Raw genomic sequence first — 16,483 nt, forward strand, 5'->3', positions numbered from 1 at the left:
CCAATATCCATTTACTAGTTCTCCGTCTTTGGTCTGTATATGTGACTTTGGAAAGTCGGTCATCTATAAATAAAAAAGCGCAGGTTGTGCTACCTGCGCTTTTTAGCTATTAATCCTTAGGGGATTTTAGTACAATAGGTTAGGGCATTGTACGGATACAAAAATAAATATTTCGACATAAAAAAAAATTGATGTATGATAAGAAAAGGAAGAAAGGACTAAAAATTATGTAATTCTTTTTTTATACGGCTTAAACTTTCGGTTGTGATACCTAAGTAAGAGGCAATATGATAATTCTTTAAATTTTTTACAATTTCTGGATGTGTGCTAATGAAAGTAAGGTAGCGCTCTTTAGCTGATTGTGATAAATTTACTACAATTCTCTTTTGGAATGCAGCAAATGAACGTTCTAGCTTTATTCTAAAATAACGATCTATTTTTGGGATTTCTGAGTAAAGATAATTCATGTCTTCATAAGAGATTTTATAAAGCGTAGAATCTTGAAGTGCTTCTATAGTTAAAATTGCCTTACCCGAATTAACGAATGCCGTATAGTCACTGACCCACCAATCGTTAATACCAAATTGAATGGTGTGTTCTTTTCCATGTGTATCGGTATGATATGTTCTTAAACAACCGTCTAAAATATAATACTGAAACTCTACTAAATCGTCTGCATGGAGGAGAATAGTTCCCTTTGTTACATTGATTTTTTGAAAAAGGGGTTCGATAATCTTTATTTCAGCTTGTGTAAAGATGAGGTCATTAAATGCTACTGTTATTAAAAGATTATCGGATTGCATTTAGACGGAATTAGTTTATGCTTAATAAGATACGTAAAATAATTGAGCCAGAAGGATAATGCAGATACGATTAATAAATATCTGTTTAACAGCATAAAATCATTTTACGGTTATGCCTTGATGAAGTCTAATTTCAGGCACCACATTTTTTAATTTCGCAAAGGTGAGACTATATGTGCCTTCTTGAATATCATCTAATAACCATTTTCCTTCAGTATATTCTAAAACCCAAATTTTTTCTTCATCTCCATAGACATTTTTACCTTGTATAATTTGATGTGTTGTTCTGTCTTTTAAATAATCTTTAATATTAGCTGAAATTAAAAATGCAATTTTAGACCCTTCTAAGTTTTTGTCGTTAGTAATTTCTAGATATAGTGGTTTTACACTATTAATCTTGTCTAGTTGACATACGTTTTTAAGGTTTTCTCGTTTCCATTTATCTAAGTAGACTGTTTGTTGATTTTGTCTATACCAGTGATTCATATATTCTGAAACTTCTGCCATATCCTCTCTTTCCCAAGCGAGGTAAACTCTTGTGAAAATGTTTTTTACATTTTTTTCAAGATTCAACCACATAAATTCCTTGTTCTGAGTGCCTAAAGCATTAAGTTGTTTTTTAGATTTTCTAATTGCAAAATATTCTACAGTATAGGTATAGGCGATTAACGGGAATAAAACAATACACAATGCCGCCAATATTAATTTTTCCCACCATGTTTTAAATAACCCTTTGGCTATGGTGCCGCCTGGTCCGGCATAAACAGGATCGATATAAAATAAAAAGCCAATAATGAGTATTATTAATAGGAGGTTTTTATGCTTCGGTTTCATAAGCGGTAGATGTATTTGGTCTAAAAATAAAGAAACCACTTTGAATTCACAAAGTGGTTTTAATCTTTACTCTTGGCTCTAAAAGCGAAGCAGTCTTAATTTATTTAATCATCTCATAACTTCGCTTAATAAAGTTTGTCAACTCTTCGCCTTTTAAAAGACCTTGAGATAAGCGTGCTAAATCTAAACTTTGCGAAATTAAACGTTCTTGTTTCTTTTTGGTTTTGGTTTCTAAAATTTCGCCAACCAAAGCAGAATTGGTGTTAACGATGAGGTTGTACATCTCTGGCATATGACCAAACATGTTCATTCCGCCTCCACCAGTTTGCTGCATCTCTTTCATTCTACGCATAAATTCTGGCTGTGTAATAATAAATGGAGAGGCATCACTATCCATCGCTTCTAACTGCACTGTGAATTTTTCAGAAGGAATAACCTCTTTTAATAAGGTGTCTAATTCCGTTTGCTGTTCTTCAGAAAGTTTAGAAATGGCGTTCTCTTCTTTTTTAATTAAATTATCAATATGGTCACCATCAACTCTAGCAAAAGAAATATTTTCTTTCGTTGTTTCTAATTTCTGAATTAAATGCGACACAATAGGAGAATCTAATAATAAAACCTCATAACCTTTAGCTTTAGCAGCTTCAATATAAGAATGTTGCTCATCTTTATTAGACGCGTAAAGGATTACCATTTTATCATCCTTATCGGTTTGCTTAGCTTTAATGGCATTGGTTAATTCTTCAAACGTATAGAATTTACCATCTACTGTTGGGTATAAGGCAAAGGCATCTGCTTTTTCAAAGAACTTTTCTTCAGATAGCATTCCGTATTCAATAACGATTTTAATGTCGTCCCATTTCTTTTCGAAATCTTCTCTGTTAGCGTTAAATAATGATTTCAACTTATCAGCAACCTTACGTGTAATGTAAGATGAAATTTTCTTCACCGCTCCATCAGCTTGTAAGTACGAACGCGACACGTTTAACGGAATGTCTGGCGAATCAATAACACCTCTTAACATGGTTAAAAATTCTGGAACAATACCTTCAACATTATCTGTTACAAATACTTGGTTTTGGTAGAGTTGAATTTTATCCTTTTGCATGTTCATATCATTCGTCATCTTAGGGAAGTATAATATTCCTGTTAAGTTGAATGGATAATCTACATTAAGGTGAATGTTGAATAAAGGCTCTTCAAATTGCATAGGATACAATTCTCTGTAAAAGTCTTTATAGTCTTGATCTTCTAATTCTGTTGGTTGTTTTGTCCAAGCCGGATTAGGATTATTAATTATATCGTCTACAGTAATTTGTTTGTGTGGCTCTGTTGTTTCTTTACCGTCTTTATCTGTAGTAGTTTTTGGAGTAAAGTCAGGATCGTTTATTTCCTTAGTTCCAAATTTAATTGGAATTGGCATAAACTTATTGTATTTATTTAAGAGCTCGCGGATTCTAGATTCTTCTAAAAATTCTGTAGAATCTTCAGCAATATGAAGGATAATTTCAGTACCTCTTGTTTCTTTGTCTGCCTCCTCTAAAGTAAACTCAGGCGAACCATCACAGGTCCAGTGAGCTGCAGGAGCACCAGTATGCGATTTTGTAATAATTTCAACTTTTTCTGCTACCATAAAAGCCGAGTAGAAACCAAGTCCAAAGTGACCTATGATTCCTGAATCTTGAGCAGAATCTTTATATTTATCTAAAAATTCTTCAGCTCCAGAAAATGCTACTTGGTTGATGTATTTTTCGACTTCTTCAGCAGTCATACCAATACCTTGGTCAATGATGTGAAGTTTTTTACCTTCTTTATCAATCTTAACTTCAATCTGTGGATTTCCATATTCAGATTTCGATTCCCCTATACTTGTAAGGTGTTTTAATTTTAGTGTGGCATCTGTACCATTACTAATCAATTCACGTAAAAAGATTTCGTGATCGCTGTATAAGAACTTTTTAATCAACGGAAAGATATTCTCTACCGATACATTAATACTTCCTTTTGTCATTTTTTATGTGGTTTTTGTCATTCCTGCGTAGGCAGAAATTTAATTAATTATTGTTTTAATTACATTTTACTACTTGTCAAATAAAATACCAAGTCTTAAAATGTGACAAAGTGACACAAGTACTATGCGTGCATAACGAATATAATTTCTAATAAAAATAAATCGTATCTTATATCTTAAATTGCTAAACTAAATAATAAGGTTTCCGATAACTCGGAAATGAAAATAAATTCTCAATGTACAATTCAAAAATAATAGGCTTAGGTAAATACGTGCCAGACAATGTTGTAACCAATAATGATTTGTCTAAAATGATGGACACCAATGATGCATGGATACAAGAACGAACTGGTATAAAAGAAAGGCGTTGGGTAAAAAAGGGTAGTGGTGATACTACAGCTACCATGGGTGTGAAAGCTGCTAAAATTGCAATAGAACGGTCTGGTTTAGATAAGGATGATATCGATTTTATAATTTTTGCGACTTTAAGTCCAGATATGTATTTTCCTGGTCCTGGAGTGCAAGTGCAACATGCCTTAGACATTAAAACTGTGGGTGCTTTAGACGTGCGTAATCAGTGTTCTGGTTTTGTATACGCTATGTCCGTAGCCGACAATTTTATTAAAACAGGGATGTATAAAAACATCTTAGTTATTGGAAGCGAATTGCATTCTTTTGGTTTAGATAAGACCACAAGAGGACGAGGTGTGTCTGTTATTTTTGGAGATGGAGCAGGAGCCGCGGTTTTAACTAGGGAAGAAGACAATTCTAAAGGGGTTTTATCTACTCATTTACATTCGCAAGGTGAACATGCCGAAGAATTGGTACTTGTAGCACCTGGTATGGGAAAACGTTGGGTAGACGATATTTTAGCTGATAATGATCCTAATGACGAGAGTTATTTTCCGCATATGAACGGTCAGTTTGTATTTAAAAATGCTGTAGTTCGTTTTAGTGAGGTAATAATGGAAGGCCTCATTAAAAATAAGCTGCAAGTTGATGATATTGATATGTTAATACCGCACCAAGCGAATTTACGTATCGCTCAGTTTATTCAGAAGAAATTTAAGTTGAACGATGATCAGGTATTTAATAACATACAGAAATATGGAAATACAACTGCTGCTTCTATTCCAATTGCATTAACTGAAGCTTGGGAAGAAGGAAAAATAAATGAAGGTGATACAGTGGTATTGGCTGCTTTTGGTAGTGGCTTTACTTGGGGAAGTGTGATTATGAAGTGGTAAAAATAAGTTAAAGCTGTATAGGACATTAAAGCAGGAAAATGATATAGAAACAACGGCAATTAATTCGTATTTTATAAGATAAAAAAAGCCCAAACAATAGATCGTCTGGGCTTTTCAGCTATTAACCAACTTAACTAACACTATTACAAAAATTAATTTATAATTACGTTACTTAAAACTTATAGTACACTAGACGTAATAGTTTCAATTTTATTTCACAGCATTTCATTTTTAACGCCTTTTTAACAGAAATCCTGACCACTCAGTAGAGATTCGTCAGGATTTTCTTAATTAATAGTGTATAATTAGTGAAAATAATTCCTAATTATATTATTCCTCATAATTATGCATTGTAGTGGTAAAGTTATATTTTTTTAAAACATACCTCCACCTTCTTTAACATCATTATCACGTTGCTTACGCGATTTTGCGCGGTATTTTCCTCCACCAAAGCGGTAAGATAAACGTGCTGAAATTTGTTGACTTTCCCAATTAAATTGTCCGTATTGCGCATAAGGTCTTTCGCTCTCAAATTGTGCATACATGGTGTTAAAAATGTCATTGTAACTTAAGCTAAAACTCGCTCTGTTATTCTCAAGAAAACTATAACGCATACCTAAGTTAACCATGAGCATATCGTGCATTTCAAATTGAATGTTTTTATTTTTTGCTCTATACATACCAAAGGCAGAAAAACTTAAGCTTTTGCTAACTCTAAAGTTATTAAATGCTCGTGCACTCCATGCTACATTATCGACTTCTACAGTGTTTAAAACAATATTTTGGTTAGAGTCAAAAGATTCAGCAACACTTTTCTGAGTTTGTGAGAACAGATCAAAACTAGCATTAACACTCCACCATTTTGTAGGGCGATAATTAGACGAGACTTCCACACCATACGAAGTACTGTTATCAAAATTCATATTGGTCATTATTAGACGGTTAATGTCTGTACGGTCAATTAGGATGGCTTGTTGAATTTCGTCTTCAATAATTCTATAAAAGATACCAGCAGTAATGCTTCCTTTTTCAAATTGTCTGGTATAATTTGTTTCGATAGAATTTGTAAATTGTGGCCTTAATTCTTGATTTCCAAATTGTGAAATTAAAGGCGTACTCCACTCTGGTAAAGGATTAACTTGTCCGATTCCTGGACGATCTATCCTTCTACTATAACTAAACTGATACGAGTTTTTGTCTGATGCAGCGTAGGTTACAAAAGCTGAAGGGTATAATTCGAAATAATCATTCTCAAAAGGAATAAATAAGGTTTCAGAAGATGCTAAATCTTTTTTAAAGGCTTCAGAGTCCACACCAACAGTTTCAGCTCTTACCCCAACTTGGTAACTCCACTTGTCAATTTTATTACCATAAGTGGCATAGGCCGAATAAATATCTCTTGAATAATCGAAACGTGTAGTGGTCGGTATGTAGTCGCCAAATTCATTGGTTTCGCGCGCATTAGATTCATAAAAAATACTAGTGTCAAATAAACGGGCTTCGAGACCTAATTCTAATTTTGAAGTCTCAGATAACGGATTTACATAATCTAAATTAATAGTGGTATTGTCTCTATCAGTGTCAGTGTCCTCTATAAAATTTGGTCGTGACGAATTATAAAAAATGTTATTGGTGTCCCCTAAACCTTCATAAGTATTATAATCTACTTCAAGTTCTATATTATGACCTTCTTCATTAAAGTCGTGTTTGTAATTAAAATTATATTGTTGAGAATCATTGGTAGACTCGCCATCCATGTATTGAGACTCATTTAGACTCGGATTAGCGAGGTATAGAATTTCTGAGTTTACCATAGGTTTACCACTAAACGTATTTTGATTGGTGAAAATTGAAATGGTATTCTTATCGTTTAAATAGTAGTCGATCCCAATCTTGTATAAATGCGATTTATTGTTGTTTAGAATATCGAAATTTTGACGAATCTCTTGTTCAGATCTGGTGAAGCCTCCGTAATTGGCATTCTTAGCAATATTATTACTGTAAGAACCGTAAAGATTAAATTTTCCGTTACGGTAATTGGCATCGATAGAACTGTTAAATTTAGCTTCAATATCATAAGCTAGCCCAACATTTATATTACCATTAAATCCAATTTGAGTGTTTTTGTGAAGTACAATATTTATAATTCCACTCATGCCTTCTGGATTATATTTTGCCGATGGATTGGTAATTAATTCAATACTTTTTATAGATGTTGATGGAATTTGCTTTAATAATTGTTCAGCCGGAATGTTAGATAATTTGCCATCGACCATGACTCTAACATTTTGGTTTCCACGCAAACTTATTGCACCAGATTGTTGGTCTACACTCACAGAAGGTAGGTTGTTCATAATCTCACTTGCCGTTGCGCCTGCGGTTTGTAAATCTTTACCAATAGTAATCACTTTTCTATCGACACGTTGCTGAATTGTTGAGACATCGGCAACGACGGTAACTTCTTCTAAACCTGTTGATTCTTCTTCAAGTTTTATGTCACCAAGATTTGGTTTGTAGTTGCCTTTGCCAATGGTAACGTTTTTTTCTATGGTTTTAAAACCTACGAACTGAATGGATACAATGATTTTTCCTTCAGGGATATTTCTAATGTCAAAGGTGCCGTCGTCATTAGTAATTCCTCCGGTAATAATTTTATGCGTCATATCCTTAATAACGATATTGACGTAAGGTAGTGGTTCGTTGAGAACAGCGTCTAAAACGCGCCCTGAAACAGAGCCGTCTTTAATGTCAGAATTGGCGTTGGGTTGTGCACTTATGAGGGCTGATGAGACCATTATAAGCATTAATAAGAAATGTTTCATTTTTTTTTTGGATTAACTTTTTGATTGATTTTAATACTTTGTTAAAGAGTAGACGACTATTTTTATATTGTGTTACTCTATAAATTTTACTTAACATTATTTTAACATTATGAATAAAACAACATTAGTTATCGGAGCATCGTTAAAACCAGAGCGCTATTCTAACATTGCAATAAAACGATTACGGAGCTATAACCATGAGGTTAAGGCCTTTGGTTTAAGGTCTGGTGAGGTTGCAGATGTAACCATTGATACAGAATTGATGCCGTATAAAAACGTAGATACCGTGACGTTATATCTAAATCCACAAAATCAAAAACCTTATTATGACTATATCATTGGTTTAAACCCTAAACGTGTTATTTTTAATCCAGGTACCGAGAATCCTGAATTTTATAACATTTTAGAACAAAAGAATATAAATTACGAAGTTGCTTGTACTTTAGTATTGCTTAGCACGCAACAGTACTAAGCTTTCTTTTTTATAAAGAGTAAACCTAAAAACATTAAAAGGCCATTATAGATTAATATTTCGAATCCGATCTCGTGGCCATTAAACAGTTCTTTGGAATACAGGTTTAAAATATAAGAGACTAAAGGAGCTGCAATAGCTACTACCCATACTAGCTTATCTTTAATTTGATATTTAGTAATTAAACCGAAAGCAAATAAACCGAGCAACGGACCATAAGTATAACCTGCGGCTTTAAAGAGTTCCCAAATTACAGATACGTCTGTAAAAATTAAATCGAATAAGATAATTACGAGAACCAGCAATATACTAAAGCCAATATGAACTTGTTTTCTTAGGCGTTTTCGTGTCGCTTCGGGTGTGTTTTCAATATCTAAAATGTCAAAACAAAACGAAGTTGTTAATGATGTTAAGGCAGAATCTGCACTAGAATAAGCAGCTGCAATTAAACCTAATAAAAAGAATGCAGAGGTTACAATGCCTATTTCTGGAAGCATGGCTATGGTAGGAAACAAATCATCCTTAGAAGCTGTAATTCCATTGGCAGCCGCATATTGTGTTAGCATTAACCCTAGTACTAAAAATAAGATATTGACAAATATTAATACAATACTAAACGAAACCATGTTTTTCTGCGCATCTTTTAAATTTCTACAGGTTAGGTTTTTCTGCATCATGTCTTGGTCTAAACCTGTCATTGTAATAGTGATAAAGATTCCAGATAAAAAACTCTTCCAGAAATATTGAGAATCATTTCCATCTTCAAAAAAGAACACTTTACTAAGGTTACTTTCTTTAGTGTAGGAAATAATCTCTCCAATACTGTTTAAATCTAAAGCAGATGCTAAAAAGACTATTGTAACTACTACAGAAATTAGCATAAATAATGTCTGTAGCGTATCCGTGAAAATAATGGTTTTTATACCACCTTTAAAAGTATAAAGCCATATTAAAAGTATGGTAATAATTACAGTAATCGCAAAGGGGATATCGAACAAATCAAAAACCAAAAGCTGTAATACTTTAGCGACTAAAAATAAACGGAAAGATGCACCTACAGTCCTAGAAATAAGAAAAGCTACAGAACCCGTTTTGTAACTCACTATGCCAAATCGATCTTTTAAATAAGTATAAATTGAGGTGAGATTAAGTTTGTAATACAGCGGTAACAAGACGTAGGCTATTATTAAATACCCAAAAAAGTATCCGAAAACCACTTGCAAATACCCAAACTGTTTGGCTTCTATTGCGCCAGGAACGGAAATAAAAGTTACACCAGATAAGGAAGCGCCAATCATTCCAAAGGCTACTAAATACCATGGTGCAGATTTATTAGCTTTAAAAAAAGCAGCATTAGAATCTTCTTTTCCAGTGAAATAAGAAATTAAAATAAGTAAACCAAAGTAACATACAATTAATAAGAGTATTGCAGTTGGAGACATAATAGTTATGTTTTTATAATATTGACGAAAAATAGTGCATTTGAAAAAAAGGACTGCCTTAAACTAGAAATAATTATGAAAAAATATTTAAATATTCAGCATATAGTTACTAATAGTCTTTGAAAACAACCGCTTATTTATGTCTAAAAATCTTTACCTTCGCAGCTATGGAATTTTCATCAAAATTATTAGAAGATGCCGTTAACGAAATGTCGCAATTACCAGGGATTGGTAAGCGTTCTGCATTGCGTTTAGTACTGCATATGCTGCGCCAACCCGAAAGTCAAACTTTTCAATTAGCAAATGCTTTAACCAAAGTACGTGCAGAAATTAATTTTTGTAAATCGTGTCATAATATCAGTGATACAGTATTGTGTGAAATATGTTCTAATCCCAATCGAAATAGTGAATTAATCTGTGTGGTAGAAGATATTAGAGACGTTATGGCAGTTGAGAATACGAGTAGCTTCAAAGGTTTATATCATGTTTTAGGTGGAAAAATATCACCTATGGATGGCATTGGTCCTCAAGATTTAAATATTGCGTCGTTAGTAGAAAAAGTTAAAACAGGAAAAGTAAAAGAGTTGATCTTTGCTATGAGTCCGACGATGGAAGGAGATACAACCAACTTTTATATTTTTAGACAGATACAAGCATATAATATTTCTACATCGACTATTGCAAGAGGTGTTGCAGCTGGTAACGAATTAGAATACACCGATGAAATTACTTTAGGACGCAGTATCATTGATCGAGTGCCTTTTGAAGCGTCTTTAAAATCTTAATACTACTTGAAACTATCGGTTATCATATTAAATTATAATGTACGCTATTTTTTAGAGTTATGTCTAAAAAGTGTAGAAGCAGCTATTACCGATATCGATGCCGAAATTATTGTCGTTGATAATAATTCACCAGATGATAGTTGTGCCATGGTGAAGAACTTGTTTCCTTCTGTGAAACTTATTGAAAATAAAGAAAACTCAGGATTCTCTAAAGGAAATAACATAGGTGTTGTAGAGGCTAAAGGTGAATATCTCTGTATTCTTAATCCAGATACGGTAGTTGCCGAAGATACCTTCACTAAACTGATTCAGTTTGCTGATACCAAACCCAATGTGGGTATTGTTGGTTGTCAATTGGTAGATGGTAAAGGGCAATTTCTTCCAGAGAGTAAACGCCATATTCCAACGCCAAAAGTGTCCTTAAAAAAAATATTGGGTAAAACTAATGACTATTATGCTAATAATGTTGGTATAACAGATGTGGGGAAAGTTGATATCTTAGTTGGCGCTTTTATGTGGCTTAAAAAAGACGTTTATAATGTTGTCGGTGGTTTTGATGAAGAGTATTTTATGTACGGAGAAGACATTGATTTATCTTATAAAATAGTAAAAGCAGGTTTTGATAATTATTATTTTGGAAATACTACAGTAATTCATTTTAAAGGCGAAAGTACCTTAAAAGATGCTCAGTATGCAAAGCGTTTTTATGGTGCGATGCAGATTTTTTATAAAAAGCACTTTAAGCAAAATCCGGTATTTAATATTGTGGTTTGGTTTGGGATTAAAATAGCTCAACTTATAAGAAAACGTCCTGTTGAGGTAAAAGTGTCTTCACATAAATCGTATGTTTATACGCATGATGCGGACGAGACGTTATTAAAACATTTGCAGCAACCCATTGACATTGAAACTAAAATTAAAGACAACGTTGAACAAAATAGTATGCTCGTGTACGATTTTAATACCTTGAAAGCTAAGAATGTAATTGCTGATATGAAGAAAAAATCGCAACGAGAAAATATTGTTTTTAGATTTATTCCAAAAAGCAGTAAATTTATCATCGGAAGTGATAGTGCTAGCAATAGAGGTGAGGTGCAACACTTTTAGAATGTATTTGTTGAGGAAAAATCAGTAAATCACGTATTTTTTTAGTAATTTTGCACGCGATTAGCAAATAACGACCTACAAATTAAAGATATGGCAAAGTTTGAACTTAAGTTACCTAAGATGGGAGAAAGTGTTGCAGAAGCAACCATAACCTCATGGCTTAAAGATGTTGGAGATACTATAGAAGCTGATGAAGCAGTATTAGAAATTGCAACAGATAAAGTGGATAGTGAAGTTCCTAGTGAAGTAGATGGAGTATTAGTTGAAAAACTATTTGAAGTTGATGATGTGGTACAAGTCGGACAAACTATCGCAATTATTGAAACAGAAGGAGATGAGACCGATGAGTCAAAAGCAGCAGCTTCAGAGCCTGTTAAAGACGCGGAACCTGTAGCGACTAAGGTAGTTGAAGAGGTGGCACAAACGGTTGTGGCAGCTAAAGCATCTGTAGCACCAGTAGTATCTTCCGAAGGTCGTTTTTATTCTCCGTTAGTAAAAAATATTGCCAAACAAGAAGGTGTCTCTCAATCTGAATTAGATAGTATCGTTGGTACAGGTAAAGATCAACGTGTCACCAAAAATGATATTAAGGCATATTTAGAATCTCGTAGTTCTGCTCAAAAATCAGAACCGGTTTCTGCAACGACATCCGAAGATACAAAATCACTAGATGCAGCGCGCAGTCAAAGCGCAATAGAGTCTTCTAATAAGACTTCTGCACCAGCGAAAGAAAAGCCAAAAGCAGAAAAGGCTATAGAAAAGCCAATGACTGTAGCAGGAGGCGATGAGATTATTGAAATGAGCAGAATGGGAAAACTCATTTCAAAATATATGGTAGATTCTGTACAGACGTCAGCACACGTGCAGTCGTTTATAGAAGCTGATGTAACTAAGATATGGAATTGGAGAAAGAAAGTTAAGAATGATTTTATAAAACGGGAAAGTGAAAATCTTACGTTTACTCCAATTTTTATGGAGGCCATCGCTAAAGCTTTAAAGGATTTCCCGATGATGAATATCTCTGTTCAAGGAGATAAAATTATAAAGAAGAAAGCGATTAACCTTGGTATGGCAGCAGCTTTACCTGATGGAAACCTTATTGTCCCTGTGATAAAAAATGCAGATCAGTTAAATTTATTAGGCATGGTAAAACGTGTTAATGATTTAGCCAATAGAGCACGTTTAGGAAAATTAGATCCAGATGATATACAAGGCGGAACGTATACTGTAACAAATGTGGGGACTTTTGGTAGTATCATGGGAACACCAATTATTAATCAGCCACAAGTTGGTATTTTAGCGCTTGGAGCTATTAGAAAAACACCTGCAGTTATTGAGGGACCAGAAGAAGATTATATAGGTATTCGATATAAAATGTATTTATCTCATTCTTATGATCATAGAGTTGTAAATGGTGCACTTGGCGGCCAATTTGTAAAAGCGGTAAAAGATTATCTTGAAGCATGGGATATGGATAGAGAAATATAATGAGCTTAAAAAAGCTAATTGATAATAAGACCAAAGCAAAATTCCTTGAAGTAGGGGAGATTATTCTCTACTGGATAGGAGGAATTTTACTGATAATAATAGGTTCTACATTACTCTATAACGTGATGCAACTAATCATTAAATTAGTTACTTAAAAAAGAAATTATTTATACAAAAAAGCACTGTATTTTAACGGTGCTTTTTTGTTGGTGTTCTTCAAAAGGGTTTTTTCAATACTAAGAAGTTTCTATATGAAGGTTTTTTAGTGGAGTTGGACTTTGTTAAAGAATCTAATGTACCTTTGTGAAAAATCTAAAGTATATGCAACTCAATCTTATAAAACCAATCTGTTTTTTCGATTTAGAAACAACAGGAATCAATATTTCAAAAGATAGAATCGTAGAAATTTCTATTCTTAAAGTCTATCCAGATGGTAAGGAAGAGTCTAAAACTTGGATCGTAAATCCGGAGATGCCAATTCCTGCAGAGGTTACAGCAATTCATGGTATATCCGATTCAGATGTTGCAGATAAGCCAACGTTTAAAGCTTTATCTAAGGATATTTATAATATGATTAAGGATTCAGATTTGGGTGGTTTTAATTCTAATCGTTTCGATATTCCTTTGCTTGCAGAAGAATTACTTAGAGCAGGCGTGGATTTTGATATGAAAAATACCAGATCCGTAGATGTACAAACGATATTTCATAAAATGGAACAGCGTACATTGGTTGCAGCCTATAAATTTTATTGCGATAAGGATTTAAATGACGCACATAGTGCTGCTGCGGATACTAAAGCAACTTACGAGGTTTTAAAAGCACAATTAGATCGTTATGAGGATTTGGAAAATGATACTAAGTTTTTAGCAGAATTCAGTTCACGAAAAAAATTCGCAGATTTTGCAGGTTTTTTAATCTTTAATAAAGAAGGTGAAGAATGTTTTTCTTTCGGAAAGCATAAAGGTAAACGTGTTTTGGACGTTTTAGACAAAGAACCAGGTTATTTTGGATGGTTGCTAAATGCTGATTTTCCACTGTATACAAAAAAAGTATTAACGGCTATTAAATTGCGTCAGTTTAATAATAAGTTGAGTTAATTGTCCTTCCTGCAAAGGCAGGAATCTAAAATATAAAATATAGGTTAAATTAATACGATTCCTGATTTGGCAGGAATAACAGAAACATGAAACTAATTTGCATAGGTCGTAATTACACGGATCACATTAAAGAGTTAGAAAACGAAAAACCAACGGATCCCGTTGTATTTTTAAAGCCAGATACTGCGATTCTGTTAAAGAAACAGCCATTTTTTATTCCCGATTTTTCAGAGGATATACATTATGAGGTTGAAGTTTTGGTGAAAATTAACAAAGTAGGGAAATATATAGATAAAAAATTTGCTCATAAATATTATGATCAAATCGGACTCGGAATAGACTTTACAGCACGAGATCTTCAGGCGCAATTAAAAGCAAAAGGATTACCATGGGAAAAAGCCAAAGCCTTTGATGGTGCTGCTGTAATCGGTAAATGGTTACCTAAAACTTCCTTTCAAAATATTAATCAAATTAATTTCAGTTTAAAACAAAATGAAGAGGTTGTTCAGTCTGGAAATACGGAACTTATGCTCTGGAAAATTGACGAACTTATAGAATATGTGTCAAAATATTTTACTTTAAAAATTGGAGACATTATATTTACGGGCACACCTGCAGGAGTCGGAAAGGTTTTTGTAGAAGATCGTCTTACAGGTTATCTTGAGGATGAAGAAATGTTTTCAATAAAAATAAAATAAATGTCACAACATTATCAATTACATCGCGTACGCGAAATGGCAGATAACGATGAGGATTTCGTTGCAGCAATAGCAGCCGCTTTTATAGAGGAGGTACCAGAAGACGCAGAACGGCTAAGAGTAGGAGTGCCTGCTAAAAATTATAAAGAAGTCTACCAAGCAGCTCACAAAATGAAGCCAACCATCGATTTGTTTGAGTTAGGTGTTCTAGATTTGCTAATTGAAGTACAAGATTGGGGAAAGTTTGAGCAGACAGACAAAAATATAGATCAACAACTTACAACTGTATTAACAGCAGTAGATAATGCTGTTAATGAAATTAAAGCCGATTTCGGACTTTAAACCAGATATATGCAAGCAGAGATTATTACTATCGGTGATGAGATCCTCATTGGTCAGATTGTAGATACAAATTCTGCCTTCTTAGGAAAGGAATTTAATAAATATGGTATCTCTATTTATCAGATTACCTCAGTTCAAGATGATAAAGCACATATTCTTAAAGCCATAGAAGAAGCAGAGGAAAATGCCGACATCATTATTATTACTGGAGGGTTAGGGCCTACCAAAGATGATATCACCAAACTTACCATTTGCGAATACTTTAATGATTCTTTGGTCGAAGACAAAGCGGTCTTAGAAAATGTAGAACAGATTTTCTCAAAATATAGTGCAGCACCACTGTTAGAAGTTAATAAGCAGCAAGCCTTAGTACCGTCTACCGCTCAAGTACTTATGAATTATAATGGAACCGCACCAGGTATGTGGTTAGAGCGCAACGGAAAAGTATTTGTATCCTTACCCGGCGTGCCTTACGAGATGAAGGCCTTAATCACAGAACAGGTAATCCCGAAGCTAAGAGCAAAATTTAAGTTTCCTTATATAATGCACAAAACCCTTTTAACCTATGGTTTAGGAGAAAGTGCTTTAGCCGAACGTATTGAGAATTGGGAAAACCATTTACCAGTTTTTATAAAATTAGCATATTTACCGAGTTTAGGACGCGTGCGTCTAAGGTTATCGGCAAAGGCTGCTGAAAGAACTGTTGTTGAAAAAGAAATTGAAAAACAAATCAATTTATTGCTGCCACAGATTGAAGATGTTTTTGTGGGTTATGAAGAGGATGAGTCTATTGAAGCCGTAATTGGTCATCAATTAACAGAAAAAGGACTAACCCTTGCAACAGCTGAAAGCTGTACAGGAGGGAATATTGCAAAGTTAATTACAGCAAATGCAGGAGCATCAACTTATTTTAAAGGAAGTGTAGTGACTTATGCTACAGAAGCTAAAATAAAAATTTTAAAAGTTTCTGAGCGCGATGTTCATACGCATTCTGTGGTGAGTAAAGTGGTCGCAGAAACTATGGCAAGAAATGTAAGAACCTTATTTGATACGGATTATGGTATTAGTACTACAGGTAATGCCGGACCCGATAAAGGAGACTCAGATGCAGAAGTCGGTACTGTTTGGATTGCTATAGCTACGAAAGATAAGATTTATTCTGAAGTTTTTAACTTCGGAAACCTTAGAGAGAAAGTCATTGGAAGAGCCACAAACAAAGCGTTTGAAATGCTTCAAAAAGAAATTACGAAGAAACATAAAAAAAAGTAAGCTTTTATGTTTGCTGAAACGTAAAGTTTTATTAAATTTGCACCCTGTTTAAAATATCCATGTTC

14 protein-coding genes are annotated in these 16,483 nt (G+C 33.8%); 9 read left to right on the forward strand and 5 right to left on the reverse strand.

Annotation, left to right across the window (positions count from 1 at the left end; genetic code table 11):
* Positions 1-218 precede the first annotated feature (218 nt).
* The 3 genes from C8N41_RS09700 to htpG all read right to left on the reverse strand — a co-directional run bounded on the left by C8N41_RS09700 (position 219) and on the right by htpG (position 3,648).
* Positions 219-803, reverse strand: a complete 585-nt coding sequence (locus C8N41_RS09700) for a Crp/Fnr family transcriptional regulator (RefSeq protein ID WP_092446967.1) — start codon at positions 801-803, stop codon at positions 219-221.
* Positions 804-902: 99 nt separating this feature from the next.
* On the reverse strand, positions 903-1,637 hold the full coding sequence (locus tag C8N41_RS09705; RefSeq protein ID WP_115839114.1) for a Tim44 domain-containing protein: 735 nt from the start codon (positions 1,635-1,637) through the stop codon (positions 903-905).
* Between the two features lie 100 nt (positions 1,638-1,737).
* Positions 1,738-3,648 carry a molecular chaperone HtpG gene (htpG, locus tag C8N41_RS09710; RefSeq protein WP_092446969.1) on the reverse strand — a complete coding sequence of 637 codons (1,911 nt, stop codon included), beginning with the start codon at positions 3,646-3,648 and terminating at the stop codon, positions 1,738-1,740.
* A gap of 236 nt (positions 3,649-3,884) precedes the next feature.
* Between htpG and C8N41_RS09715 the strand changes: the two genes are divergently transcribed.
* Positions 3,885-4,895 carry a 3-oxoacyl-ACP synthase III family protein gene (locus C8N41_RS09715; protein ID WP_092446970.1) on the forward strand — a complete coding sequence of 337 codons (1,011 nt, stop codon included), beginning with the start codon at positions 3,885-3,887 and terminating at the stop codon, positions 4,893-4,895.
* A 374-nt stretch (positions 4,896-5,269) separates the two neighbouring features.
* Here the strand turns inward: C8N41_RS09715 and C8N41_RS09720 are convergent, their stop codons facing one another.
* Positions 5,270-7,717: an outer membrane beta-barrel family protein gene (locus tag C8N41_RS09720; protein ID WP_115839115.1), complete on the reverse strand. Its 2,448-nt coding sequence runs from the start codon at positions 7,715-7,717 to the stop codon at positions 5,270-5,272.
* Between the two features lie 109 nt (positions 7,718-7,826).
* Here C8N41_RS09720 and C8N41_RS09725 point away from each other — a divergent pair, with 109 nt between their 5' ends.
* The gene (locus tag C8N41_RS09725) at positions 7,827-8,189 is read left to right on the forward strand and encodes a CoA-binding protein (protein ID WP_115839116.1); all 363 of its coding nucleotides are present in this window, start codon (positions 7,827-7,829) and stop codon (positions 8,187-8,189) included.
* On the opposite strand, the gene C8N41_RS09730 is transcribed toward C8N41_RS09725, so the two are convergent.
* Positions 8,186-9,631: a sodium:solute symporter gene (locus C8N41_RS09730; protein ID WP_092446973.1), complete on the reverse strand. Its 1,446-nt coding sequence runs from the start codon at positions 9,629-9,631 to the stop codon at positions 8,186-8,188. The genes C8N41_RS09725 and C8N41_RS09730 overlap by 4 nt on opposite strands.
* Positions 9,632-9,798: 167 nt before the next feature.
* Here C8N41_RS09730 and recR point away from each other — a divergent pair, with 167 nt between their 5' ends.
* From recR to C8N41_RS09765, 7 genes are all read left to right on the forward strand, one after another.
* The gene (gene recR / locus C8N41_RS09735) at positions 9,799-10,416 is read left to right on the forward strand and encodes a recombination mediator RecR (RefSeq protein ID WP_092446974.1); all 618 of its coding nucleotides are present in this window, start codon (positions 9,799-9,801) and stop codon (positions 10,414-10,416) included.
* A 6-nt stretch (positions 10,417-10,422) separates the two neighbouring features.
* Positions 10,423-11,523 carry a glycosyltransferase gene (locus C8N41_RS09740; RefSeq protein ID WP_115839117.1) on the forward strand — a complete coding sequence of 367 codons (1,101 nt, stop codon included), beginning with the start codon at positions 10,423-10,425 and terminating at the stop codon, positions 11,521-11,523.
* Positions 11,524-11,613: 90 nt separating this feature from the next.
* On the forward strand, positions 11,614-13,011 hold the full coding sequence (locus C8N41_RS09745; RefSeq protein ID WP_115839118.1) for a dihydrolipoamide acetyltransferase family protein: 1,398 nt from the start codon (positions 11,614-11,616) through the stop codon (positions 13,009-13,011).
* A 321-nt stretch (positions 13,012-13,332) separates the two neighbouring features.
* A complete protein-coding gene (locus C8N41_RS09750) occupies positions 13,333-14,109 on the forward strand; it encodes a 3'-5' exonuclease (protein ID WP_092446976.1) in 777 nt (258 codons plus the stop codon).
* An 86-nt stretch (positions 14,110-14,195) separates the two neighbouring features.
* Positions 14,196-14,807, forward strand: a complete 612-nt coding sequence (locus C8N41_RS09755; RefSeq protein WP_092446977.1) for a fumarylacetoacetate hydrolase family protein — start codon at positions 14,196-14,198, stop codon at positions 14,805-14,807.
* Entirely contained in the window at positions 14,808-15,149 is a 342-nt protein-coding gene (locus C8N41_RS09760) for an Hpt domain-containing protein (RefSeq protein WP_092446978.1), read from the forward strand.
* A gap of 9 nt (positions 15,150-15,158) precedes the next feature.
* Entirely contained in the window at positions 15,159-16,418 is a 1,260-nt protein-coding gene (locus C8N41_RS09765; protein WP_115839119.1) for a competence/damage-inducible protein A, read from the forward strand.
* Positions 16,419-16,483: the final 65 nt, after the last annotated feature.

It is taken from the genome of Winogradskyella sediminis (genome assembly GCF_003387355.1).
GTDB lineage: Bacteria > Bacteroidota > Bacteroidia > Flavobacteriales > Flavobacteriaceae > Winogradskyella > Winogradskyella sediminis.